At 41.1% G+C, this 23,646-nt stretch carries 24 protein-coding genes and 2 pseudogenes; 16 read left to right on the top strand and 10 right to left on the bottom strand.

Annotation, left to right across the window (positions count from 1 at the left end; genetic code table 11):
* The gene (gene nadK / locus LGZ98_RS01425; protein ID WP_113044324.1) at positions 1-879 is read right to left on the bottom strand and encodes an NAD(+) kinase; all 879 of its coding nucleotides are present in this window, start codon (positions 877-879) and stop codon (positions 1-3) included.
* Between the two features lie 124 nt (positions 880-1,003).
* Here nadK and grpE point away from each other — a divergent pair, with 124 nt between their 5' ends.
* On the top strand, positions 1,004-1,585 hold the full coding sequence (gene grpE, locus LGZ98_RS01420; RefSeq protein ID WP_011147556.1) for a nucleotide exchange factor GrpE: 582 nt from the start codon (positions 1,004-1,006) through the stop codon (positions 1,583-1,585).
* Between the two features lie 68 nt (positions 1,586-1,653).
* Here grpE and ung read toward each other — a convergent pair whose 3' ends face one another.
* Positions 1,654-2,334 carry a uracil-DNA glycosylase gene (gene ung / locus LGZ98_RS01415; RefSeq protein ID WP_113044325.1) on the bottom strand — a complete coding sequence of 227 codons (681 nt, stop codon included), beginning with the start codon at positions 2,332-2,334 and terminating at the stop codon, positions 1,654-1,656.
* Between the two features lie 647 nt (positions 2,335-2,981).
* Between ung and LGZ98_RS01410 the strand changes: the two genes are divergently transcribed.
* The 3 genes and pseudogenes from LGZ98_RS01410 to LGZ98_RS01400 all read left to right on the top strand — a co-directional run.
* Positions 2,982-3,998, top strand: coding sequence for a Tle-like phospholipase domain-containing protein (locus LGZ98_RS01410; protein WP_113044326.1), 1,017 nt, complete (start codon positions 2,982-2,984; stop codon positions 3,996-3,998).
* A 15-nt stretch (positions 3,999-4,013) separates the two neighbouring features.
* Complete coding sequence (locus LGZ98_RS01405; RefSeq protein ID WP_113044327.1) at positions 4,014-4,601, top strand: ankyrin repeat domain-containing protein; 588 nt, start codon at positions 4,014-4,016, stop codon at positions 4,599-4,601.
* Positions 4,602-5,455: 854 nt separating this feature from the next.
* Positions 5,456-5,557, top strand: a pseudogene (locus LGZ98_RS01400) (hypothetical protein); the annotation flags it as partial.
* A gap of 306 nt (positions 5,558-5,863) precedes the next feature.
* Here the strand turns inward: LGZ98_RS01400 and srmB are convergent.
* The gene (gene srmB / locus LGZ98_RS01395; RefSeq protein ID WP_262977596.1) at positions 5,864-7,201 is read right to left on the bottom strand and encodes an ATP-dependent RNA helicase SrmB; all 1,338 of its coding nucleotides are present in this window, start codon (positions 7,199-7,201) and stop codon (positions 5,864-5,866) included.
* A gap of 153 nt (positions 7,202-7,354) precedes the next feature.
* On the opposite strand from srmB, the gene trmN reads away from it, so the two are divergent.
* Positions 7,355-8,089, top strand: a complete 735-nt coding sequence (trmN, locus tag LGZ98_RS01390) for a tRNA(1)(Val) (adenine(37)-N(6))-methyltransferase TrmN (RefSeq protein WP_112894485.1) — start codon at positions 7,355-7,357, stop codon at positions 8,087-8,089.
* A gap of 67 nt (positions 8,090-8,156) precedes the next feature.
* On the opposite strand, the gene nadB is transcribed toward trmN, so the two are convergent.
* Positions 8,157-9,761: an L-aspartate oxidase gene (gene nadB / locus LGZ98_RS01385; RefSeq protein WP_113043773.1), complete on the bottom strand. Its 1,605-nt coding sequence runs from the start codon at positions 9,759-9,761 to the stop codon at positions 8,157-8,159.
* Positions 9,762-9,964: 203 nt separating this feature from the next.
* On the opposite strand from nadB, the gene rpoE reads away from it, so the two are divergent.
* The 11 genes from rpoE to acpS all read left to right on the top strand — a co-directional run bounded on the left by rpoE (position 9,965) and on the right by acpS (position 19,465).
* The gene (rpoE, locus tag LGZ98_RS01380) at positions 9,965-10,534 is read left to right on the top strand and encodes an RNA polymerase sigma factor RpoE (protein WP_112876375.1); all 570 of its coding nucleotides are present in this window, start codon (positions 9,965-9,967) and stop codon (positions 10,532-10,534) included.
* A 39-nt stretch (positions 10,535-10,573) separates the two neighbouring features.
* On the top strand, positions 10,574-11,239 hold the full coding sequence (rseA, locus tag LGZ98_RS01375; protein WP_113043772.1) for an anti-sigma-E factor RseA: 666 nt from the start codon (positions 10,574-10,576) through the stop codon (positions 11,237-11,239).
* Positions 11,240-11,244: 5 nt separating this feature from the next.
* Positions 11,245-12,204, top strand: a complete 960-nt coding sequence (rseB, locus tag LGZ98_RS01370; protein WP_113043771.1) for a sigma-E factor regulatory protein RseB — start codon at positions 11,245-11,247, stop codon at positions 12,202-12,204.
* Entirely contained in the window at positions 12,204-12,668 is a 465-nt protein-coding gene (gene rseC, locus LGZ98_RS01365; RefSeq protein WP_113043770.1) for a SoxR-reducing system protein RseC, read from the top strand. Before rseB ends, rseC begins: the two co-directional genes overlap by 1 nt.
* A 319-nt stretch (positions 12,669-12,987) precedes the next feature.
* The gene (gene lepA / locus LGZ98_RS01360; protein WP_113043778.1) at positions 12,988-14,784 is read left to right on the top strand and encodes a translation elongation factor 4; all 1,797 of its coding nucleotides are present in this window, start codon (positions 12,988-12,990) and stop codon (positions 14,782-14,784) included.
* Between the two features lie 20 nt (positions 14,785-14,804).
* Positions 14,805-15,785, top strand: a complete 981-nt coding sequence (lepB, locus tag LGZ98_RS01355; RefSeq protein WP_113043769.1) for a signal peptidase I — start codon at positions 14,805-14,807, stop codon at positions 15,783-15,785.
* A gap of 176 nt (positions 15,786-15,961) precedes the next feature.
* The gene (rnc, locus tag LGZ98_RS01350) at positions 15,962-16,642 is read left to right on the top strand and encodes a ribonuclease III (RefSeq protein WP_113043768.1); all 681 of its coding nucleotides are present in this window, start codon (positions 15,962-15,964) and stop codon (positions 16,640-16,642) included.
* A complete protein-coding gene (era, locus tag LGZ98_RS01345; RefSeq protein ID WP_113043767.1) occupies positions 16,639-17,547 on the top strand; it encodes a GTPase Era in 909 nt (302 codons plus the stop codon). Before rnc ends, era begins: the two co-directional genes overlap by 4 nt.
* A gap of 11 nt (positions 17,548-17,558) precedes the next feature.
* Complete coding sequence (gene recO / locus LGZ98_RS01340) at positions 17,559-18,284, top strand: DNA repair protein RecO (protein ID WP_113043766.1); 726 nt, start codon at positions 17,559-17,561, stop codon at positions 18,282-18,284.
* 69 nt (positions 18,285-18,353) lie between these two features.
* Complete coding sequence (gene pdxJ, locus LGZ98_RS01335; RefSeq protein ID WP_113043765.1) at positions 18,354-19,085, top strand: pyridoxine 5'-phosphate synthase; 732 nt, start codon at positions 18,354-18,356, stop codon at positions 19,083-19,085.
* A complete protein-coding gene (acpS, locus tag LGZ98_RS01330; RefSeq protein WP_112894491.1) occupies positions 19,085-19,465 on the top strand; it encodes a holo-ACP synthase in 381 nt (126 codons plus the stop codon). Before pdxJ ends, acpS begins: the two co-directional genes overlap by 1 nt.
* A gap of 2 nt (positions 19,466-19,467) precedes the next feature.
* Here acpS and LGZ98_RS01325 read toward each other — a convergent pair whose 3' ends face one another.
* The 6 genes and pseudogenes from LGZ98_RS01325 to LGZ98_RS01300 form a co-directional block, all read right to left on the bottom strand.
* A complete protein-coding gene (locus LGZ98_RS01325; protein WP_112894492.1) occupies positions 19,468-19,728 on the bottom strand; it encodes a YfhL family 4Fe-4S dicluster ferredoxin in 261 nt (86 codons plus the stop codon).
* A gap of 236 nt (positions 19,729-19,964) precedes the next feature.
* A complete protein-coding gene (locus tag LGZ98_RS01320) occupies positions 19,965-20,687 on the bottom strand; it encodes a hypothetical protein (protein ID WP_228903157.1) in 723 nt (240 codons plus the stop codon).
* Positions 20,688-21,087: 400 nt separating this feature from the next.
* Positions 21,088-21,522, bottom strand: a complete 435-nt coding sequence (locus tag LGZ98_RS01315) for a tail fiber assembly protein (RefSeq protein ID WP_113043764.1) — start codon at positions 21,520-21,522, stop codon at positions 21,088-21,090.
* A gap of 1 nt (position 21,523) precedes the next feature.
* Complete coding sequence (locus tag LGZ98_RS01310) at positions 21,524-22,351, bottom strand: phage tail protein (RefSeq protein WP_113043763.1); 828 nt, start codon at positions 22,349-22,351, stop codon at positions 21,524-21,526.
* Between the two features lie 364 nt (positions 22,352-22,715).
* Positions 22,716-22,811, bottom strand: a pseudogene (locus LGZ98_RS01305) (tail fiber assembly protein); the annotation flags it as partial.
* A 13-nt stretch (positions 22,812-22,824) separates the two neighbouring features.
* Entirely contained in the window at positions 22,825-23,544 is a 720-nt protein-coding gene (locus tag LGZ98_RS01300; RefSeq protein ID WP_113043762.1) for a gp53-like domain-containing protein, read from the bottom strand.
* Between the last annotated feature and the right edge of the window lie 102 nt (positions 23,545-23,646).

Genomic DNA, 23,646 nt, shown 5'->3' with positions numbered 1-23,646 from the left:
TTAGAACATTTTTTTAGACCAGCTTAGTTTTGTACTTAATGTGTTGAAGTAATTATAGTCTTGAGGATGAATGAGATTGAGCTTCTGTTTGCTGCGGCTAATAACTACATCCTCTCCATCCTGTATAGGTAGAACTATTTGGCTATCGCAACTGACTTCATAATCGTTGCTATTTTGGGAAAATTTCAGCCTGATGCTGCTTTCACTACTGATAACCAATGGTCGGGAAGACAATGTATGTGGGAACATCGGTACCAGGACGATAGCATCCAGATTTGGTGTCAGAATTGGCCCGCCTGCGGAAAGCGAGTAAGCTGTGGAACCCGTTGGCGTTGCGATAATTAGTCCGTCAGAACGTTGGGAAAAGGCAAAACGTTCATCAATATAGACTTCGAATTCAATCATATGTGCCACTTTCCCCGGATGGAGTACGACTTCGTTGATAGCGGTACTGATACGAGGTTTCTGGCCGTTTCTTCTGACTTGAGCTTCTAGTAGGAAACGGTGTTCGTTCCGATATTCGCCATCCAATACTTCAGAAAGTTGTTGCAAAGCATTATCAGGATCTAAGTCGGTCAGAAAACCTAGATTGCCTCTGTTAATACCAATGACTTTAATGTCATAACGGGAAAGGACCCGGGCAGCGCCCAACATATTGCCGTCACCACCAACAACGACAGCTAAATCAGCTTGTTTGCCAATTTCGGTCAGACCGCCAGTTTGTGCATCTTTTAAACCAATGTCTTTGGCAACCTGACGATCAATAATGACAGAATAACCTTTGGATTTTAACCAATGATAAAGCATCTCATGAGTAGCAAGTGCTTCTGGGTGGCGAGGATGACCAACAATACCTATGCATTTGAATTTTTTATTCATCGTTGTAATTGCCTTCTAGCAAGAGGTTTTATCCTCACAATACGGCGGGTTCCCTTGAATCCCCAGTTTAGATCCCCATAATAGGCTAAGTAGCGAGATTAATGCCAAATACGCGGAGATATTCATGAGTAGTAAAGAACAAAAAATGCCTGACGAGCAAGTCTCGGAAGATATGGAAGTTGTATCTGAACAGCAAAATAGTGCGGATAAAGCAGAAGCATCAGAGACAGAAAGCGTTGTTGATCCGCGTGTCGCAGAGCTGGAAGAACAGCTCAAGCAGGCGCAACAACGTGAACGTGATGCCATTTTGCGTGCTAAGGCTGAAGTTGAAAATATCCGTCGTCGTACTGAGCAAGATGTGGAAAAAGCCCATAAGTTTGCGTTAGAAAGATTTGCCAATGAACTGCTACCAGTGATTGATAATCTTGAGCGCGCTTTGGAGGTGGCAGATCGTACTAATACCGAAATAGCACCTATGGTTGAAGGCATCGAGCTGACGTTGAAGTCTTTCCTTGGGGCTGTGGGTAAATTTGGTATTGAAGTTGTTGGCGACACAAATGTTCCTTTTAATCCTGAAATTCATCAGGCTATGACCATGATGGAATCCGATCAGCATGAACCAAATCATGTCATGATGGTCATGCAGAAAGGGTATACCTTAAATGGCCGTTTGTTACGCCCGGCAATGGTAGCTGTATCAAAGTAATTCTAGCTCAGTAGTCATTTTAGTTCAGTAATAAGTATCAATGCCGCTCCAACAGGGGCGGCATTTTTTTATTGTGGCAACTCAGGTGTCCAGTTGATTGGCTCGATGCCTTGTTTTTCTAGCAATGCATTGGCTTTTGAAAAGTGTTTGCAGCCAAAGAACCCTCTGTGAGCAGATAGTGGAGATGGATGAGGTGCTTTGAGAACATGGTGTTTATTAGCATCAATAAAGTAGCCCTTTTTCTGAGCGTGGGAGCCCCAAAGCAGAAAAACGACACCTGAACGGTGCTCATTGATAGCGGCAATGACTTTATCAGTGAACGTTTCCCACCCCAGATTCGCGTGGGAGTGTGCATTACCACGTTCTACGGTGAGTACGGTATTGAGTAGTAACACCCCTTGTTTAGCCCAACTGACTAGGCAACCGTGATTTGGATGCTGGAAGTCAGGTATATCGGATGCCAGCTCTTTGTACATATTAACCAGAGAAGGTGGCGCAGGAATACCCGGTTGTACAGAAAAAGAGAGGCCATGTGCCTGATTGGGGCCGTGGTAAGGGTCTTGCCCAAGTATCACCACCTTAATATCAGCCAATTCGGTGTAGCGGAATGCATTAAATACATCCTGTTGTGGCGGATAAATAGTTTTACCTGCCTGACGTTCTTTTGCGACATAGGCCAGCGTGTCGAGAAAATAGGGCTGTTTTTTCTCGTTACCGATTACGTCGTGCCATGTGAGGGGTGCGGACATAGTAAATCCTTTTTATATAATTACCAAATGGATGTTAGCTTACCGATTACAAAATCAGAGGAAAACTTTTGATGCACATTAAAACTAAATTCTTGATAACTATTTCAATGTTGTAAAGTATTTTTGAAAGTTTATCCAAAAAATTGCTTTGAGGTTAGCTATAGAAACTTATTTAAAACGTAAGGTAGCAGTATGTTTTATAGTAACTATATGAAATTAACTGTTTTGAATCAATGAGTATCCTCATTTGTGTGGGTATATAGGAATGAGGCATATTGTTTTGACCAAATAACCAAGATAACTCATTGATAATTTGGTTTATTGTGCGAACGTAGAGATAGAAATGATTAAAGGTATTTAACACCGTGAAGGGCCAGATTGTGGTTAAGGATAAGCTGGATCGTTTGAATATTGTATGAAGCCAAAACAGTATTTGTTGTAAGTAGTCAGTTCACTTTGACTCTTTTCTGGCTATTTATTGACAAATAATAGGTAGAAATTTCTCTGTTATCAGCGAGAAGAATCACAGTTGATTAATTTATTTAACAAATTTTAAACATTTATTTAACCCAATGGCGTTCCCTGCCGATAGATTAGTTGTACTGATTAAATCGTCGATTATTTTCAGCTATCCTTAGGGGAATTTTATGAGTTTATCAATTGAAATGAATCTATCAGTCGATTCAAGTTTTCCCGTTTTAAATAATCTTCAACTTGTTACACCGCCTTCTGTTCCAGACCAGAATATTGAAAAAGCGACTACTGAAATTTTTTCCCTCTCGGAAATAACTAAACAAAATAATAGAGTCTATCAATCATTAATTAATGAGCAGAGTATTAACGTTAATTTAAAGTCAATCACAGGAATTAAGTCTGAGCAAATTAGAGGTAAGCAATCTCATGAGATTGATTATATGTTGACTTTAATTTCTGATGATGTCTACATACGCACCACGATGGGAATAGGTGATTATGTTCGTCTTTCTGATGGTGAATTATTAAAGGCAGGAATAGAGCCGGCAAATTTAAGGGATGAAACAACGGGTTTTCAGGCAGGTATTTATCGGAATGACGATCTCTATATAGTGGCTTTTGTGGGCACTAATGATTTGAAGGATATATTAACTAATTTACGGCAAGGTTTTGGATTTGATGAAGCTCAATATCATCAAGCAATTGATTTAGCTCGCACTGCCAGAATAGCATTTGGGGAAAACTTGTTATTTACTGGGCACTCTTTGGGAGGTGGATTAGCCGCGACAGCCGCATTATCAATTGGAAAGCCTGCGGTAATATTTAATTCAGCTGGTGTTTCTGACAATATGATGAAAAATTTGGGTTTTTCACCTCAAGAGGGTAGGGCTATCGCTGAAAATGGATTGGTACGCCATTATGTTGTGGAGCATGATTTACTTGATGCATTACAACAAAAACTGCCGGTATCTCAGCCAATAGGACATAAAATCTTACTGAAATATAATGATGATTCGGAAGAATCAGGCAAAGGTTTTCCTAATAATCTGATACGTGGATTAAAAGCACATTCTCTTGAAAAGGTGCTGGAATTATTAACGATATACAAACCTTGGTTATCTTTAAATGATGAACAGCAAGAAGAATCTCTAGTCATGCTTAATGAACCGGATCTGAGCATTTCCGCATAATTAAAGAGAAGTGTGATGAAAATTAATGAAGTAATTGAGCCTGAATCGGAACTAGATGGTCAGCGGAGTGAAGAAAATATAACTCCGTTACAATGGGCGATATTCAATCAGCGAATGGATGATGTTAATAATTTGCTGAGGGATGGAGCTGATCCTACTCAACCTGGGTTGCAACAAGAAAGTGCTTTACATACGGCTGCAAAAATCAACAATCCTGATTATCTTAAATCTTTATTATCAGTCGCGCATGATGTGAATATTATACATCCCGTAACCTTAGCAACACCTTTACATGTTGCGGTTCAGGTAGGGAGAAAAATGCAGATTGAATTACTGTTGGCCGCCGGTGCTAATCCTAATCAGGCTAATCGGATTGGAGATACTCCGTTACATATTGCAGCCAAAATTAATTCGCCGGAACTGGTGCTGATATTGTTGAAGTCAGGCGCTGATCCTAAATTACAAAACAAGCAGCAATCAACATTCCTGATGTATCTTAATTTTACACCGCTAAAAGCGCGGAGCTGTGAGATGCAAGCGGAATATGATGAAGTCAATTATTGGCTGAAAGCTCAGCAAGTCAGCCGATATTATTTGAAGTAAGATAAAAACGGGCTATTTGGCCCGTTATTTTTCATTTAAAGATCAATAAATTAAATCAGTAATTGTGGGTTGAAGCATTAGGATCAATTCACAAATCACCATGTTTTTATCGTATTTTATGAATATTATATATTAATTTATTTTCCTTAATAAACAATGTCTAAAACCCAGAGTTGCTGGATATATTTCCTTAAATACGTTTTTGTTTCTCACTGTGAGCTTACGTGATAAATGATATCTACATTGTTATAATATTTTACCTGGTTTTATTAAGCGAAATCATTAATCGTGATCATCCGTGTTGTTATATGTAGTGATTATTATGAAAAGTGAAGCAATTTATGGAGACAGTATCTGGCAGCCTAGTCGGGAAAAACAAAAAGACATAAGTATTATGGTAAGTTGCTTGGTATAAAATATTAAATTATTTATTTTTTAGAGGAAATGTTTCTTTATTTATGACTAATAGGGGAAAAATTAAATTAATTTACTGATGTGGCGTGTTTTTATGAAAAATAAATAGTATAACTCGTAATTAACATTAAATAATGTTCACTTATTGAAATTATCTTTTATCTTTATCTCAAAAAAACAGTTCATATTTATTTGAGTTTGACTTTAATTTAAATTAAAGGTGGAAAAATAAACTTGTGATAAGTGTTATATTTATATTGCCTTCACGCATAAATAGCTTTCCATAATACCGATACACCTATGCTTTTTATTTTCTTTTTAAGCAATATTGGTTATGTAGCCTATTTCACTGATTCTACGGACTGCTTGGATGAAAAGGCTGTATGTCTTAGTACACAAGGGCTGGTTGGAGGTGGAGCATAATTATGGGAACTTATTTATATCCTGTTCCTAATCCTGATTTTCCATTCCTTGGTGTGCATTTCACACGAATGTTCAATGGCAAACGGGATGTTGGTCCGAACGCGGTATTAGCAATAGAAATTGGACGAGAGATTGTAAGAAGATATTTTCCGACTTTTTGAATATAGTAGAACGGTAAAAATAATCATCAATCACTCCCAGCCGTCTGTTTTTTTACCTTATACTTTGATTATCACTTTAACAGGGCGATAATCAAAACATAAAGTTGGTAGATTTTGAAAAGTATCACCCGACATTCCTGAATTGGGTGCGGAATGTTGGATTTAAAAAAACATTTTCTCGGAGCCTATTATTTACTCACAGAATAATCTTACTATGCGAAGCTGTATATTATAATTAACGGGCCAATCGGCCCGTTTAAAGATTTACGCATTGCTATTGGTTGGCGCTTCTGGTTTTGGATTACCGGAAGGTTTACGGCGTTTACCGATATTTTTGCTATCTCGATGACGTATTTTAGCTTTTTTCTTCGATTCTTCCGCTTTCTTTTTCTCTTTGCGTTTAGCCAATACTTTTTTCGATGGCTTATTGTGGGCTTTGTCACTTGGTGCTTTGGTTGTTGGGCGAAGTTCATCAACAATCCGCGACGTGAGTGGTTCATCCAGATAGCGACTGATTTTGCCTAATAAAGGATGATCATGCGCTTCCACTAAGGTAATTGCAGTACCTTTGCGACCTGCACGAGCTGTCCGGCCAATACGGTGTAGATAAATATCGGCGGTGCGCGGTAAATCAAAATTGAAAACATGGCTGATATCATCAATATCCAATCCACGGGCAGCAATATCTGTTGCAACCAGAACAGTGATACTGCCATCATTCAGGCGCTTAACCGCTTCCGTCCTTTTAGCCTGTACCATTTCCCCTTCAAGGAATCGGGCTTTAATGCCGGCTTGATGCAATTCATCCACAAGTTCATGTACACGTTCACGTTTGCGAACAAAAATAATGGATTTAGTGACATCGGGTTGTTTTAGTAAATGGCAAAGTAAGGTTGTTTTGTGTGCTAAATTATCTGCACGGTAGTAAAATTGCTGGATTTTTTTGCGTTCACGGCGTGATGGTTCAGCATCAATTTCAACTGGATCTTCCAGTAAACGTTCAGCAAAATCACGGATGGCTTCCCCTTCCAGAGTAGCAGAGAATAGCATGGTCTGTTTGCGCCAACGGGTTTCACCCGCTATGGTTTCAATATCGTTGGCAAAACCCATATCCAGCATACGATCGGCTTCATCAAGGATTAGTGTTTCAACTGCCCGACAATCAAAGTTTTCTTCCTTGATATATTGCAGCAGACGGCCTGTAGTGGCGACGACAATATCTTGATTTTCGCTGAAAATTTCTGCGTGATTCATATAGGCTACGCCGCCAGTAATGGTAGCGATATCCAAATTGGTATGTGCAGCGAATTCTTTTGCCTGATCTGCCACTTGCATGGCTAGCTCACGGGTGGGCGTCAGGATCAGAATGCGTGGTGGTCCAGATTTCTTGCGTGGAAAATCTAATAAATGTTGCATAGCTGGCAGCAGGTAAGCGGCGGTTTTGCCGGTACCGGTAGGCGCTGATCCTAGTACATTACGCCCGTCCATTGCTGCCGGAATAGCCGCAGCCTGAATTGCTGTTGGGCGGGAATAACCTTTATCATTCAGGGCGTCAAGCAGGCGTTCATCAAGCTCAAGTTCAGAAAAGTTTGTTGCAGTCATCATATACCTCTGTTTAGGCCGCCGATTATAAACGGGTTGGGCGTATTGTTCATCTATTAAAGCGGTCAATTAAGGTAGATAGCTTTTACCGAAACATAATAACCTTTATCCTATGGCGAAATTTATTGTGCTAAATAGATATAGGTTATTAATTTGAAACAGAAACGACTTTTACGCCGGGATGGATTTACTTTCAAGCAATTTTTTGTTGGTCATGAGCGGTGTGCAATGAAAGTCGGAACTGATGGCGTTTTATTGGGAGCATGGGCTCCAGTTAGTGACAAAAAAGCGATTTTAGATATTGGCTGTGGCAGTGGGCTCATTGCGTTGATGCTAGCACAGCGTACGGATGAAAATACTAAAATTGATGCAGTGGAATTGGATACAGAGGCTGCATTGCAGGCGCAAGATAATGCAGAACAATCTCCGTGGCAGAAAAAAATAAATGTTTATCAGCAGGATATTGGTGATTTCGCTGAACAGTATTCGCAATGTTATGACTTAATTGTCAGTAACCCCCCCTATTTTGAACCGGCTGTTGCTTGTCGAAATGAGGCAAGGGAACAGGCTCGTTATACGGGGTCGCTGACTCACCAGCGATTATTACAATATGCAGAGACGTTGATTACAGCGGATGGTCTGTTTTGTGTGGTATTGCCATATGCCATTGGTGAGGAATTTGAAACAATGGCATGTCGTTTGGGTTGGTTTTCTCATCATCGGGTCAATATCCGCGACAGGCAAGGCAAGCCGTTGCATCGGATGTTATTGGCATTTTCCCGTCAGGAAAAAATCAGTTTAATCAGCGAATTGACTATTCGTCAGCCAGACGGTGCATACACGCAAGCATTTCAGCAATTGGTGACGGATTTTTATCTCTATTATTGAATTATTTTATGAATTGTGGAAAGAACCACGCCGGAGCGTGGTCATGCAGAAGTTTTGCCAGTAAAAATCAGGGCGTCAAAATCGTTGGTTTTGATTCTGGCAGTAAATCGGGGTAATCCAGTGTGAAATGCAGACCTCGGCTCTCTTTTCTTTCCAGCGCACAACGCACGATTAATTCAGCGACTTGCACCAGATTTCGTAATTCCAGCAGATTGTTAGAAATCTTGAAATTGGAATAATAATCGTGAATCTCCTGTTGCAGCATATTAATACGGCGCAGTGCTCGTTCCAGGCGTTTGGTTGTACGCACAATGCCGACGTAATCCCACATAAATAGACGTAATTCGTGCCAGTTGTGCTGAATGACGACCTGTTCATCTGAATTGTCAACACGGCTCTCATCCCAGAAAGGGAGTTGCGGCACTTCTTCTATTTTTTCGATCTGTTGTTGGATATCCTCTGCCGCAGACCAGCCATACACCAGACACTCCAGCAGAGAATTAGATGCCATACGGTTTGCACCGTGCAGACCCGTATAGCTGACTTCACCGATAGCATATAAGTTGTTGAGGTCAGTATGTCCCTGATGATCGACAACAATACCACCGCAGGTGTAATGCGCGGCAGGAACGATTGGAATCGGCTCTTTTGTTAGATCAAAGCCCAGTGTCAGCAATTTTTTATAAATCATTGGAAAATGCTGGATAATGAAATCCGCTGGTTTATGGCTGATATCCAGAAACATGCAATCAGCACCAAGGCGTTTCATTTCATGGTCAATTGCTCGTGCTACGATATCGCGAGGAGCTAGTTCAGCGCGTTCATCAAAATCGGGCATAAAGCGGCTGCCGTCTGGTCGTTTCAGATATGCGCCTTCACCTCGCAGAGCTTCTGTCAGCAGGAAATTACGTGCCTGTGGATGGAACAGGCAGGTCGGGTGAAACTGGTTAAATTCCAGATTGGCGATACGGCAGCCTGCGCGCCATGCCGTTGCAATGCCATCACCGGATGAGATATCGGGATTTGTCGTATATTGATAGACTTTAGCTGCACCGCCTGTTGCCAGTACAACAACCTTAGCGCGATAAGTTTCCACCTGTTCTTGCTGACGGTTCCAAATATAAGCGCCGACGACTCGATTATCACCATCTAGCTGGGCTTTATTTGAAGTAATTAAATCAACCGCGTTGCAGCGCTCTCTCACCGTGATATTCGGATGAGACATCGCTTTATCAACCAGTGTCATTTCTACTTCTTTGCCGGTTGTATCTGCATGATGCAGAATGCGACGATGGCTGTGACCACCTTCACGGGTCAGATGATATTGTTTTTCTCCATCTTCGCTGGTTTCTGTATCAAACATAACACCTTGATCAACCAACCATTGTACGCAATGACGGGCATTACTGGTGATAAACTCAACAGCACTTTTATCGCAAAGCCCCGCTCCGGCGATAAGGGTATCTTCAACATGAGATGCGATACTGTCCGTTTTATCAAATACAGCGGCGATACCACCCTGTGCGTAATAGGATGCACCTTCACTAAGAATACTCTTGCTTAGCACAGTGACTTTATGTTGTGAGGCTAGCCGTAAAGCTAGAGATAGGCCGGCGACACCGCTGCCAATAATAAGTACATCGCTGTAATGTTGAGAGAATAATGATTGCATAATTGATGATGTATGAATGAAGATGGGTAAAAATCATGTTAGCCTATCAGATATGATCAAAGCTATGATTGCAACAAAATGATGACAAAAATTGAACTTCGCAGAATTTTATTACTCAAAGCCATGCTTGCTCAGGAATAGGACAGTATGGTTGGTTCAGTAAATATCAATGTGGAGCTTTGCTTCGGGAGATTTAACCTCGAATGAGCGAGCAGTTAACGGATCAAATGCTGGTTGAACGAGTGCAGAAAGGTGATCAAAAGGCATTTAACCTACTGGTAATCAGATATCAGCATAAAGTGGCGAGTCTTTTATCCCGCTATATTCCGCAGGGTGATGTTCCTGACGTTGCTCAGGAGGCATTTATTAAAGCCTATCGTGCATTGGCTTCGTTTCGTGGCGATAGTGCTTTTTATACTTGGTTGTATCGTATTGCAGTAAACACTGCGAAGAATTATTTGGTTTCTCAAGGGCGCCGTCCGCCGTCCAGTGATTTGGATGCTAGTGACGCAGAAAATTATGAAACTTCAAATGCACTAAAAGAAATTTCGAACCCTGAGAATTTAATGTTGTCAGAAGAATTAAGGCAGGTGGTTTTCCGAGCTATTGAATCTCTTCCCGAGGATTTGCGAATAGCAATAACGCTGAGGGAATTAGATGGGTTAAGCTATGAAGAAATAGCTACCATTATGGATTGTCCGGTTGGTACGGTTCGTTCCCGCATCTTCCGTGCAAGGGAAGCCATTGATGATAAAATTCAACCACTGATTTAAAATTAAAAATAGTGGAACAATACTGAAAGGTACTTTGGCATGCAAAGAGAAAAACTTTCCGCATTGATGGATGGCGAAACTCTTGATAGTGAAGTCGTTAGTATTTTGTCTAAAGATTCTGTAATGCAGAAACGCTGGGAAAATTACCACTTGATCCGTGATACATTGCGCGGTGATGTGACGGAAGTATTGCATCTGGATATTGCTAGTCGGGTTGCATTGGCACTTGAAAAAGAGCCGGTTCATTTCACCCCTGGGGCTATACCTGAATCTCAGCCTCAACCAGAGAGCTGGCAAAAAATGCCGTTCTGGCAAAAGCTTCGTCCTTGGGTGAGTCAAATGGTTCAAGTGAGTGTTGCAGCCTGTGTTTCGCTGGCAGTATTGGTTGGTGTACAGCAGTACAACAGCCATAGTGCTGAGGATCTTGAATATCAATCTGATACGCCTGCATTTAACACTTTGCCAATGATGGGATCGGCTTCTCCGGTGAGTTTGGGAGTGCCTTCTGGTGATGATATATTTGGCAATGATCCGCGCATTCAAATGCAGGAGCGTAATAAACGTATTAACATCATGCTGCAACAATATGAACTCGATCGCCGTGTGCATTTTAGGCAAAATGATGAACGGGGAATTTCACCACAGGTTGCTATTCCGGTTCCCGGAACGCAATCTTTAGGAACGCAATCTTTAGGAACACAATAGCAGTAATGAAACAGATTTGGTTCTCCGTTTGTTTGCTGGCGGGCGGCCTGCTTGCTCCTTTACAAGCCTCGGCACAGCTCAACAGTGCTGAGGTTTTGTTGCGGGAGATGGGTAATGCCACTCGGTCTCTAACTTACGAGCTTGCTTTTATTAATCTCAACCAGCAGGCTATTGTCTCAGTTCGTTATCGCCACGCTATTATAAATGGTATTCCAATAGCTCAGATTATGCAGATGGATGGTTCTCGTAGGGAAGTTGTCCAGCGTGGTAATGAGATCAGTTATTTTGAACCTGGATTGGATGCTTTCAGTCTTAGTGGTAATCATATTATTGATTATTTACCGACCGTCATTTTTGCTGACTTCAATCAGTTGAAAAAATATTACAATTTCATTGACGTTGGTCGTACCCATATCGGTGATAGGCCTTGTAGGGTTGTACGCATCACCTCCAAAGATGAAGTGCGTTATAATTATATTTTACTGATCGACGAAGAAACTCATTTACCATTACGTATTGACTTACTTGATCGTGATAGTGAGGCGCTTGAACAATTTAGGGTTGTTTCTTCTACCATCGATGGGGATATCAATAATGCAATGAGTGTGATTACTCGCTTAAATATGCCGCCAATGCTGGTCATTCCACCATTAGAGAAGGTCGTATTTAATTGGAAAGTGGGTAAGTTGCCGGCTGGTTTCGTTGAGGTTTCGCGTAACCGTCGTAAATTGTCAAATAATAGTGGCACACTTGAATCTATTATGTTCAGTGATGGTTTATTTAGCTTTTCTGTGAATGTAACTAATGCGGATAAAACTGGTAAGTTGGAATATCCTCTCCGTCGTGGGCCTCGAACGATTTATAGTGCAATACGTGGTGCAAATGAGGTGACAATTATTGGTGAATTACCACTGGCAACTGCCAAGCGTATCGCCGCTGGTGTCGCATTTATAGGAGCTGACTGATGGTTAAAGAGTGGGCAACAGTAATTCACTGGCAACAGGGGCGGGCATTATTACGTTATGGTTCCTCTTCTGGTTGTGGCAGTTGTCAGGCGCGAGCAACGTGTGGTTCTTATTTACTCAATAAATTAGGGTCTGATGGCATACATCAGCTTGAACTTGAGATTTTACAACCGCTGCAACCCGGGCAAAAAGTGGAAGTTGGGATCTCTGAAGGGAGCTTGCTGCGTTCGGCGTTGTTGGTTTATCTGACTCCACTTATTGGGCTATTCCTTGGTGGTGCGCTTTTTCAGTTATGGGTGACCAATCAATTATGGGTGTTTTGTGGCGGTGTTTTAGGAGGCGCGTTAGGATTCTCCTTTGCCCGTAGAATCGCCACTTATTGGGATAATCGGCAGGAATATCAACCTGTCGTTTTGCAAATCGGCTTGCCTCCTGATGCCATTCACATTCAGCATCGGGAATAAATCTATACCCTATGGATTTCAAGATGCGCCGCGACGGCAAGGGAGCGAATCCCCGGGAACATAGCGAACGATGTGGCCGGGGTGAATGAGTGCAGCCAACAAAGAGGCAACTTGAAAGATAACGGGTATATTTTAGTTATCCAAAACGTTGAATGATTCATACCTTAAAGCTGCATGCATGACTAGGTTTTCGTAGATTTGGCATGTAGAATACAGCCTTTCAGGCCGGTGGCCGACCTAATAAACCGTCGCTTTATGTCCCTCTGTGTGTCCATATAGGCGAATGATTCAGAAATATCAAGGCAGAAAAATACTTATAATGAAGCAAATACGAAATTTCTCCATTATTGCTCACATTGACCACGGTAAGTCGACGTTATCTGACCGTATTATTCAAATTTGTGGTGGCTTAACAGATCGTGAGATGGCAGAGCAAGTACTGGATTCTATGGATCTTGAGCGTGAGCGTGGTATCACCATTAAGGCCCAAAGTGTTACCTTGGATTACAAGGCGAATGATGGGCAACTCTATCAATTAAACTTTATCGATACGCCGGGGCACGTTGATTTCTCATATGAAGTTTCCCGTTCACTAGCTGCCTGTGAAGGGGCATTGCTGGTGGTTGATGCTGGACAGGGAGTGGAAGCCCAGACGCTGGCTAACTGTTATACCGCGTTGGATATGAATCTAGAAGTTGTTCCTGTTCTAAATAAAATCGATTTGCCGGCGGCAGAGCCTGAGCGCGTAGCGGAAGAGATCGAAGATATTGTCGGTATTGATGCTACCGATGCAGTGCGCTGTTCGGCCAAAACGGGCGTCGGCGTACAAGACGTCATTGAGCGCTTGGTTAAAGAGATTCCAGCTCCGGAAGGCGATCCTGATGCGCCATTACAGGCTCTTATCATTGACTCATGGTTTGATAATTACCTTGGTGTTGTCTCCCTAGTGCGGATTAAAAACGGCACCTTGCGTAAGGGTGATAAAATCAAGGTGATGAGTACCGGTCAGGTATATAACGCCGATCGTCTTGGCATTTTCACTCCTAAGCGTGTTGATCGTGATGTATTGGGTTGTGGCGAAGTGGGCTGGTTAGTTTGTGCAATTAAAGACATTCTTGGTGCACCCGTTGGGGATACCTTGACATTGTCCCGTCAACCTGCGGAAAAACCACTTCCAGGCTTTAAAAAAGTGAAGCCACAGGTTTATGCAGGGCTGTTCCCTATCAGTTCTGATGACTATGAAGCGTTCCGTGACGCATTAGGTAAATTGAGTCTGAATGACGCTTCACTATTTTATGAGCCAGAAAGTTCTTCTGCGTTGGGTTTTGGTTTCCGTTGCGGTTTCCTTGGCCTGTTGCATATGGAGATTATTCAAGAGCGTCTGGAACGTGAATATGATCTCGACCTTATTACAACGGCCCCAACGGTTGTGTATGAAGTGGAGACAACTAGCCGCGATATTCTCTATGTGGATAGCCCTTCTAAACTACCACCGCTGAATAATATTGAAGAGTTACGTGAACCAATTGCTGAGTGCCATATGCTATTACCTCAGGAGTATTTGGGGAACGTCATTACCTTATGTGTTGAGAAGCGCGGGGTGCAAACTAACATGGTTTACCACGGTAAACAGGTTGCACTGACTTACGAAATACCGATGGCGGAAGTGGTTTTGGACTTCTTCGATCGATTGAAATCTACCTCTCGCGGTTATGCTTCACTGGATTATAATTTCACTCGTTTCCAGTCATCTGATATGGTTCGTGTGGATGTATTGATTAATACTGAACGAGTTGATGCATTGGCGTTGATTACTCACCGTGGCAATGCACAGTACCGTGGCCGGGAGCTGGTGGAGAAGATGAAAGAACTTATTCCTCGTCAACAGTTCGATATCGCAATTCAGGCTGCGATTGGTAATCATATTATTGCGCGCTCAACAGTGAAGCAATTGCGTAAAAACGTCTTGGCGAAGTGTTATGGTGGTGACGTCAGCCGTAAGAAAAAGCTATTGCAGAAACAGAAAGAGGGTAAGAAACGTATGAAACAAGTGGGTAACGTTGAGTTACCGCAGGAAGCTTTCTTAGCCATTCTTCATGTTGGTAAAGACAATTAATAAGCTTGTAAGGAGTCTAAATGGCTAACACTTTTGCCCTGATCCTAACGTTGGCAACGTTAGTCACCGGCATTATTTGGTGTATCGATCGTTTCAAATGGGCACCAGAGCGCAAGAAAAAACTTGCCAGATTGCAGGAGCTGACTGAAGGTACAATGGATCAGGAGCATCTGGCTGAGACTATTAACAAGCCAACATGGGTGGATACCTGTTCATCTATTTTTCCTGTGTTAGCCGTGGTTCTGATCCTGCGCTCTTTTGTTTATGAGCCTTTTCAGATCCCATCGGGTTCCATGATGCCAACTTTATTGATTGGTGATTTCATTCTGGTAGAGAAATATTCATACGGATTGAAAGATCCCATCACTCAAACGACATTGATTAAGACTGGCGAACCAAAGCGTGGTGATGTTGCTGTATTTAAATACCCGTTGGACCCCAGTTTTGATTACATTAAACGGGTGGTTGGTTTACCGGGAGATAAAATTATTTATGATCCGGCAAAGAAAGAATTGCGTATTTTTTCTAATTGCAGCAAAACAGGGAATTGTCAGGAAGAATTACCGGTTTCTTACGGTTCACTATTCCCAAGTGAATGGACAATGCAGCAGTATGGTGTCGATTCCAAGGGTGAAAGTTTGAGAAAGGTAGGTGTTTTCCAAATCCCTGTTGAAGAAACGTTGCCGCCTTACAGTATGCGGCAGGGTGAACGAATTGAGAATTTGGGCGCGGTAACTCACCATATTTTGGAGATTCCCGGTGTACTATCGGTACCTAATTTCCGTCAACCTGGCTTGCCAGAGGGAATGTGGATTGTGCCCGAAGGCCACTATTTTATGATGGGTGATAACCGTGATAATAGCGCTGATAGCCGTGCATGGGGCTTTGTCCCTGAAAAGAATTTGGTCGGTCGCGCTTCCGCCATCTGGATGAGTTTTGAAAAACAGGAAGGGGAATGGCCTACCGGAGTTCGCTTCAGCCGTATTGGTGGAATTAATTAATATTTTTATATTAGCGAAGCATTAATTTTACTCGCGGTGTAGAATGTCCTTTCAAACTTAATAACTGGCTCCTATAAGGAGCCAGTGCAAACGCAACAGTTTTGTCAGGGGTTCCTGTTACAGGTCTGTTGCGTGTGCGTTTTTATTTGACGAATTCTGACCGATATTGGTAGCACATGAATCCCATCGTAATTAACAGATTGCAGCGTAAGCTGGGGTACACTTTTGATCAGCATGATTTGCTGATACAAGCGTTAACTCATCGTAGTGCCAGCAGTAAACATAACGAACGGCTGGAATTTCTTGGTGACTCAATCCTGAGTTTTGTTATTGCCAATGCGTTGTATCATCGCTTTCCTCGTATTGATGAGGGGGATATGAGCCGCATGCGTGCTACATTGGTGCGTGGTAATACGCTGGCTGAGTTGGCAAGGGAATTTGAATTAGGTGAATGCCTTCGTTTGGGGCCGGGGGAACTGAAAAGCGGCGGTTACCGCCGTGAATCAATACTGGCTGATACGGTTGAAGCGCTGATTGGTGCTATTTTCCTTGATAGTGATATCCAGACTATTGAAAGAATTATTCTGAGATGGTACGAAACCCGTCTGAATGAAATCAGCCCTGGCGACAAACAGAAAGATCCGAAAACCCGTTTACAGGAATATTTGCAAGGGCATCATCTGCCTCTGCCGTCATATCTGGTTGTTATGGTTCGTGGTGAAGCTCACGATCAAGAATTTACTATTCACTGTCAAGTGAGCGGTATTGAACAGCCGGTTAAAGGAACAGGCTCCAGCCGTCGCAAAGCGGAACAGGCAGCGGCTGAGCAAGCATTAAAACAATTGGAGCTTGAATGAGCGAACAAGAAACCTATTGCGGATTCGTGGCAATAGTTGGACGGCCTAATGTGGGGAAATCCACGCTGCTAAATCAGCTTTTAGGTCAGAAAATATCTATCACTTCTCGTAAACCGCAGACGACCCGTCACCGTATTATGGGTATCCATACTGAAGGTGCTTATCAGGCTATTTATGTGGATACACCGGGATTGCATATTGAAGAAAAACGGGCAATTAACCGGTTGATGAACCGGGCAGCCAGCAGTTCTATTGGTGATGTGGAGTTGGTTATTTTTGTTGTCGAAGGGACTCATTGGACCCCGGATGACGAGATGGTACTGAACAAACTGCGTAATCTGCATTGTCCGGTTTTGCTGGCTATCAATAAAGTGGATAACGTGGCCGATAAAACCAGCTTGTTGCCACATATTGGTTTTCTCAGTAAACAGATGAGTTTTCTTGATGTTGTTCCAATGAGCGCTGAAAAAGGCATGAATGTTGATACGATTGCCAAAATTGTGCGCGGATATATACCGAAAGCGACTCACCATTTTCCAGAAGATTACATTACTGACCGTTCTCAGCGGTTTATGGCTTCTGAAATTATTCGAGAAAAGCTTATGCGTTTTCTTGGTGATGAATTGCCATATTCTGTCACGGTTGAAATTGAGCAGTTCGTGGCGAATGAGCGCGGTGGTTACCATATCCATGGTTTGATTCTGGTTGAGCGTGAAGGCCAGAAGAAAATGGTTATTGGTAATAAAGGCAGTAAAATCAAGACTATTGGTATTGAAGCTCGTCAGGATATGGAAAGGCTGTTTGATGCAAAAATCCACTTAGAACTGTGGGTTAAAGTTAAAGCGGGTTGGGCTGATGATGAGCGAGCGTTACGTAGCTTGGGTTACGTCGATGATTTGAAATAAGGCATCCTCCTGTGGACGGTTGGCAACGTGTTTTTGTTCTTCATGGGCGTCCTTACAGTGAAACGAGTCTGTTACTGGATCTGTTTACTGAAAATGAAGGGCGGATTAGCGTGTTGGCAAAAGGTGCGCGTAGCCGTCGTTCCAATTTGAAAGGCTGCTTGCAGCCCTTTACCCCATTACTGGTTCGTTGGAGTGGGCGGGGGGCAATTAAAACGCTGCGTGATGCAGATCCTATCTCTCTGGCCCTTCCTCTTACTGGCAACGTATTGTACAGCGGTTTATATATCAATGAATTGTTGTCAAGAGTGCTTGAACAGGGAACGGCTTACCCCGCCTTATTCTTTGATTATCTCCAATGTTTGCAGGTTCTTGCTGCCAGTGAATATACACCGGAACATGCATTACGTCGGTTTGAACTGGCGTTGCTGGCAAATCTTGGTTATGGCGTTGATTATCTGCATTGTGCGGGCAGTGGTGAACCTGTCGCTGACACGATGACCTACCGTTATAGAGAAGAAAAAGGATTTATCGCTAGCTTGGTTGTTGATCATTACAGTTTTACCGGGCGCGAATTAAAATCACTGGCAACTCGTGAATTCCCTGATTCTACGACATTAAAGGCAGCAAAGCGTTTCACGCGTATTGCATTAAAACCTTATCTCGGTGGCAAGCCTTTGAAAAGTCGTGAATTATTTCGGCAGTTTGTACATCGGAAGCCTGAAAAGAAAGAAAACTAATGAATTTGTTTCTCTTCAAGATGGAAAGTGTAAACTTGTCATATTCTAATATGACTACAGGAGATAAATATGGCTGAAGTATTATTAGGCGTTAATATCGATCACATTGCGACAGTGCGCAATGCCCGTGGTACCAATTATCCTGATCCGGTTCAAGCGGCTTTTGTTGCGGAACAGGCGGGAGCCGATGGAATTACCATTCATTTGCGTGAAGATCGCCGTCATATTACCGATCGGGATGTAGAACTGTTGAAAAAAACTATCCAGACTCGGATGAACCTTGAGATGGCCGTGACAGATGAAATGGTGGATATTGCCTGTCGTATTAAACCTGAATTTTGCTGTTTGGTGCCTGAAAAACGGCAGGAAGTGACAACAGAAGGGGGCTTAGATGTTATTGGTCAGAAAGATAAAGTTGCTGCGGCGGTTAAGCGTCTATCTGATGCGGGTATTCTTGTCTCGTTATTTATTGATGCGGAACATCGACAAATTGATGCGGCTAGTGAAGTTGGCGCACCTTTCATTGAAATTCATACTGGTGCTTATGCCGATGCAGAAAGTGAAGTAGAACAGGAAAAAGAGTTTCATCGTATTAAAGCAGCCGCGACTTATGCAGCGAGTAAAGGTCTAACGGTTAATGCGGGTCATGGGCTGACGTATCATAATGTACAACGTATTGTTGCTCTGCCAGAGATTTATGAGTTGAATATTGGTCATGCCATTATTGGACGTGCGGTATTCAGTGGCTTGACTGCTGCTGTGGCGGATATGAAAACCCAAATGCGGAAAGCTCGCCGTTAATGGCTATTATTGGGTTAGGTACAGATATTGTTGAAATTGCCCGTATTGAAGGGGTCGTCGAGCGCTCAGGTGAGCGCTTGGCAAAACGCATTCTCAGTGAATTCGAATGGGAACAATATCAGCAACATGAAAAACCGGTTCGTTTTTTGGCTAAACGCTTTGCGGTAAAAGAAGCCGCAGCAAAGGCATTAGGAACGGGTATCCGTAATGGGCTGGCATTTAACCAGTTTGAAGTGGTCAATGATGCACTGGGAAAACCGATTTTGCGACTTTATGGTGCGGCCGCAGCGTTAGCTCAGCAATTGGGGGCGACCTCTTTACATGTGACATTGGCTGATGAGCGCCGCTATGCCTGTGCGACCGTTATTCTTGAGCGCTGATTTCAGATTTTATCTGCATGATGTAGTAATACAAATTTATCCCATAGTTGTTCTTCTGTTTCTTGTCGGTTTGGATCGGTGATAATGGTATTATTTATCGGACAGACTGATTGACAGGTTGGTGCATCATAATGACCGATGCATTCGGTGCAACGGTTGGCATCAATCTCATAAATTTCATCTCCCATTGATATCGCCTGATTGGGACATTCGGGTTCACACATATCACAATTGATACAGCTTTTTTTGATTAATAATGACATTTTAATATATTAACTTATTTTTCACTTTATATTTTTTTTTCATTCTTTTGAGGAAGAACAGCTCGAATAATAACAAAATATTTATGGCTGTTGTAGTATTAGTAATAAGAAAATGATTAAGACCGGGATTCAGTCTGAATCCCGGTCTTTTTGTGAATTACGATAATGGTGCAATTGGCCAGCTAATTTCTGGGGCTTTATCAAAATAATTATAAAATTTTAGATAGTTAACAAAGTTAGTTATCTGATATCCCTACTACAAATATGCGTACAGGAGGAAAGCTTGCACTGCGAGATTGCCAATGTGATACTATTACTAGGTTTTCTTTATTGATTTTTAATATATCAGCTCCTTCACCATAGTTACCTCCACTGATATATCCTCCCATGCTGGAAAGTATAGCATGAGGTTCATAAGAGTATGCAATTGGGTATGTGATAGTGAATTTTCCCTCGTTAGCTAAATTTGGAGCTATTACATATACAGATTGGAATAAGATATATTTTCTCTTTAATCCACTCAAAAATGGAATTTTAAAAGTCATGAAATTATTCCCTTGTGTAAACAAAGGAGTACCTGCCAATAATAATTCCAATAAACCGAGATTTTTCACAAACTCATTTTTATTGGGAATATCTGCCCCGTTTTTTGCTTTTTCTAATGCGGAGTTGGAAATTTTAGTTATAATTTTTTGTTCTAACGCTTTATTTAATTGGGTAGTGAGTTTGGTTATATTACCATCATCCAAAACATCACTGCCAGATTCTGCCGCAATAAAATCAGCTACAACAGAGGATATTGTTGATGACTGACGTAATGCTTTATTTAATACATGAGTAGTAATACTTTCTGGTGGAAATCCAGTATTTAAACTCTCGTTCTCTTCATATTTTTCTTGGCTCACAACATTAGCATTGTTACTAATAGAAAAAGCCTTAAAATCATTTTTTTGGCTCATGTTTTTTCCTCAAATTAAATAGTGTGTTCTATAATTAATAATATTGAATTGTTATAAAGATAACTTTAAGAAATTCATAGTCTAGTTCGGAAAAATAATAATGAAATACTTTTATAACTTAGGCGATTAACTATTTATGTGTAGTTGATGATAATTGGTTTAATTTTTCAATCAAATAACCTGATATTGATAAATAGGATGGTGAAAATATATTTAAATCATAAAAGCTTGTCAGGGTGAGCAGAAGGAATAATAATGAGTCATTATTCTCCGGGGAAAAGTATATGATATTACTGGATTGGGTTGATATTTCAATGGTTCTTGATATTGCATAACTAAAATACCAGAATGAATAGAGTGATAAAGACCGGGCACCATCCTGATCCCGGTCTTTTATTAGTTACAATAATGGTGAAATAGGCCAGTCAATTTCCGGTGCTTTTGACGTATCAACCCGATTAAGCATGACGCGGTATTTTTTCCATTCTTTGAGTAATAGTATTTCTTCATCTGTTGCTATATCAAGTTCTATAGCATCGGAAAGTGGGGTTATTTTTTCATTCGCGTGAGATATAAATTGCGTTCTTTGGCTTTCCGCTATGGATATTAATTCCTCTTTTGTTGGTGGTGGAGTGTCTTCCCAACAAGGAAGACCCTCTTCGCCACAGGAAAGTATTTTTCCGGCGGGAGGTATTCCCGAGAACTTATTGAATATGCCATCAGTTACAGATATGGGATCGTTTGGCCATGAGCTTGCTGCAATATAATCCTGCTGTAATAATAGTGGATAAAATGCTTTATTTAATGCGCTAAATACATAGTTTTTATCGTTCATATTAATACCCTATTGCTCTATAAAATGCGGCTACAGGAACTTGTAAATTTGGAATACTGCTAAAACATTGGAATTGGGTATTATTGACTGTCATTATTGAAAATGTGCCAGCATGTTGAGGGGCGTTACCAACGTGAGTTAACGTGACGTTGAGACATTTATTCGGGAATGGGATTGGAAAGTTATTTAAAGCACCAGCTTCGGCATAAGCATTGCCTTTAACTGATGCTATTCCCCACATTTCAATTAAGCCCGAAGGTAATTTTTGCCATCCGACCTGATTCAGGCTAGAGGTGAAAAACGACATATTAGGCACTTGATTTTCACCATTCCCTATCGTTATATTTGTTGAATCGGATAAACCAAGGTTCTTTATAAATGCAGCTTTATCAGGAATGTCTGCGCCGTTTTGGTCTTTTGCCAGTCGATTATTAGCATTATCATTTACATCAGAAACAAGCTTCTGAGTTGAAGCGAGTGTATTACTGTTGCCTATTTGGTCTGTGAGCTGAATAACTCCTTTTTCTGTTAATGAGGCATCGGGAGTTTCTGTTGTGTTTTTTTGTTCTAAGGATTTCTTGAATTGGGTGGTGAGTTTGTCTATATCCCCATTATCCAGAACATCTTCGCCAGATTGTGTTGCGATAAAATTAGCGACGACAGTGGATATGGTTGACGACTGACGTAATGCTTTATTTAATAGTTCAGGGGTAATATCTGCTGTTGGAAACCCAGTTTGTAATTTTTGTTCTTTTTCATATGTTTCTTGGGTCATTATATTTGCATTTTCACTAATAGAAAAAGCCTTAAAATCATTCTTTTGACTCATATATTTTTCTCCAATTAAGCAGTGTATTTTATAATCAATGTGGTGAATTTTTATAAAAATAATTTTTCCCTATTCACGCCAGCTATAGTTTAGTTAGAAAAAAGAATAATGGAATACTCTTATAACTTATAGGGTTAACTATTTTTATATAATTGTTGGTAATAAATATGTTAATTTTTTGTAATCTGAAATGTATCTAAACTATTTGCATTAATAAAGTCTCATTTATTCCTTGGAGAAATTATGTGGTATGACTGAATTGGTTTAATATTTTAATGATTATTGGTGTTGAATAACTACAAAATACCTGAATCAATAAAATGATTAAGACCGGGTTCTACCTGAATCCCGGTCTTTTTGTTAATTACGATAAGGGTGGAATTGACCAGTCAATTTCAGGTGCTTTCGAAGTATCAACCCGATTAAGCATCACCCGGTATTTTTTCCATTCTTTGAGTAATTTAATTTTTTAATTAATAACCTATTGCTCTAAAATAGACTCCAACAGGAGGAACATGATTAGTAGGACTTCTATAACATCGGAATTGGCTCCGATTTACTACGTGTACTGAACATATTCCGGCGTCTTGAGGGTTATAACCACCATGAGTTAATGTGATATTTAAACAGGCGTTAGGAAATGGTATTGGAAAATTATTTAAATACCCAGATTCAAGAGAGCCATAGCCGTTAGCCAGTACAAATCCCCATGTTTCAATTAAACCTGAAGGTAATTTTTGCCAACCAGCGCTAGTCAAGTTTGCAGTGAAATACGACATATCTGGAATCTGATTAATTCCAGCCCCTACTTCTCGTTTTGCTGCTTCATTTAAACCTAAGTTTTTCACAAATGCATTTTTATCAGGAATATCTGCGCCGTTTTGTGCTTTTTCCAATGCGAAATCGGAAATTTTATTTATAAAATTTTTTTCTAACGCGCTATTTAATTGAGCGTTGAGCTTAACGGTATCACCATCATCGAGAACATCACTGCCAGCTGTCGCGATAAAATCAGCGACAACAGAGGCTATTGTGGACGATTGGCGTAATGCTTTATTTAATACATGACGAGAAATCGTATCATCTGGTGGAAACCCAGTTTTTAAACTTTGCTCTCCTTCATATATTGCCTGGCTTACTACATTAGCGTTATTACCAATAGAAAACGCTTTAAAATCATTCTTAGGACTCATATATATTCCTTAATTAAATAATATTGTTTTGTAATTAACATGTTGAGTTATAGTATAGGTAATTTATCGAGATTAATTTCAATTATAGTCTACGCCAAAAAG

This window comes from Photorhabdus kayaii (assembly GCF_025384895.1).
In the GTDB taxonomy this organism is placed as follows: domain Bacteria; phylum Pseudomonadota; class Gammaproteobacteria; order Enterobacterales; family Enterobacteriaceae; genus Photorhabdus; species Photorhabdus kayaii.
Note: the sequence above shows the minus strand (reverse complement) of the source record. Positions and strands in the feature narration are given on the sequence as shown.

Coding starts and splice junctions, on each gene's coding strand:
- nadK (WP_113044324.1), bottom strand. CDS start 879: ATGAATAAAAAATTCAAATGCATAGGTATTGTTGGTCATCCTCGCCAC.
- grpE (WP_011147556.1), top strand. CDS start 1,004: ATGAGTAGTAAAGAACAAAAAATGCCTGACGAGCAAGTCTCGGAAGAT.
- ung (WP_113044325.1), bottom strand. CDS start 2,334: ATGTCCGCACCCCTCACATGGCACGACGTAATCGGTAACGAGAAAAAA.
- LGZ98_RS01410 (WP_113044326.1), top strand. CDS start 2,982: ATGAGTTTATCAATTGAAATGAATCTATCAGTCGATTCAAGTTTTCCC.
- LGZ98_RS01405 (WP_113044327.1), top strand. CDS start 4,014: ATGAAAATTAATGAAGTAATTGAGCCTGAATCGGAACTAGATGGTCAG.
- srmB (WP_262977596.1), bottom strand. CDS start 7,201: ATGACTGCAACAAACTTTTCTGAACTTGAGCTTGATGAACGCCTGCTT.
- nadB (WP_113043773.1), bottom strand. CDS start 9,761: ATGCAATCATTATTCTCTCAACATTACAGCGATGTACTTATTATTGGC.
- rpoE (WP_112876375.1), top strand. CDS start 9,965: ATGAGCGAGCAGTTAACGGATCAAATGCTGGTTGAACGAGTGCAGAAA.
- rseA (WP_113043772.1), top strand. CDS start 10,574: ATGCAAAGAGAAAAACTTTCCGCATTGATGGATGGCGAAACTCTTGAT.
- rseB (WP_113043771.1), top strand. CDS start 11,245: ATGAAACAGATTTGGTTCTCCGTTTGTTTGCTGGCGGGCGGCCTGCTT.
- rseC (WP_113043770.1), top strand. CDS start 12,204: ATGGTTAAAGAGTGGGCAACAGTAATTCACTGGCAACAGGGGCGGGCA.
- lepA (WP_113043778.1), top strand. CDS start 12,988: ATGAAGCAAATACGAAATTTCTCCATTATTGCTCACATTGACCACGGT.
- lepB (WP_113043769.1), top strand. CDS start 14,805: ATGGCTAACACTTTTGCCCTGATCCTAACGTTGGCAACGTTAGTCACC.
- rnc (WP_113043768.1), top strand. CDS start 15,962: ATGAATCCCATCGTAATTAACAGATTGCAGCGTAAGCTGGGGTACACT.
- era (WP_113043767.1), top strand. CDS start 16,639: ATGAGCGAACAAGAAACCTATTGCGGATTCGTGGCAATAGTTGGACGG.
- pdxJ (WP_113043765.1), top strand. CDS start 18,354: ATGGCTGAAGTATTATTAGGCGTTAATATCGATCACATTGCGACAGTG.
- acpS (WP_112894491.1), top strand. CDS start 19,085: ATGGCTATTATTGGGTTAGGTACAGATATTGTTGAAATTGCCCGTATT.
- LGZ98_RS01325 (WP_112894492.1), bottom strand. CDS start 19,728: ATGTCATTATTAATCAAAAAAAGCTGTATCAATTGTGATATGTGTGAA.
- LGZ98_RS01320 (WP_228903157.1), bottom strand. CDS start 20,687: ATGAGCCAAAAAAATGATTTTAAGGCTTTTTCTATTAGTAACAATGCT.
- LGZ98_RS01315 (WP_113043764.1), bottom strand. CDS start 21,522: ATGAACGATAAAAACTATGTATTTAGCGCATTAAATAAAGCATTTTAT.
- LGZ98_RS01310 (WP_113043763.1), bottom strand. CDS start 22,351: ATGAGTCAAAAGAATGATTTTAAGGCTTTTTCTATTAGTGAAAATGCA.
- LGZ98_RS01300 (WP_113043762.1), bottom strand. CDS start 23,544: ATGAGTCCTAAGAATGATTTTAAAGCGTTTTCTATTGGTAATAACGCT.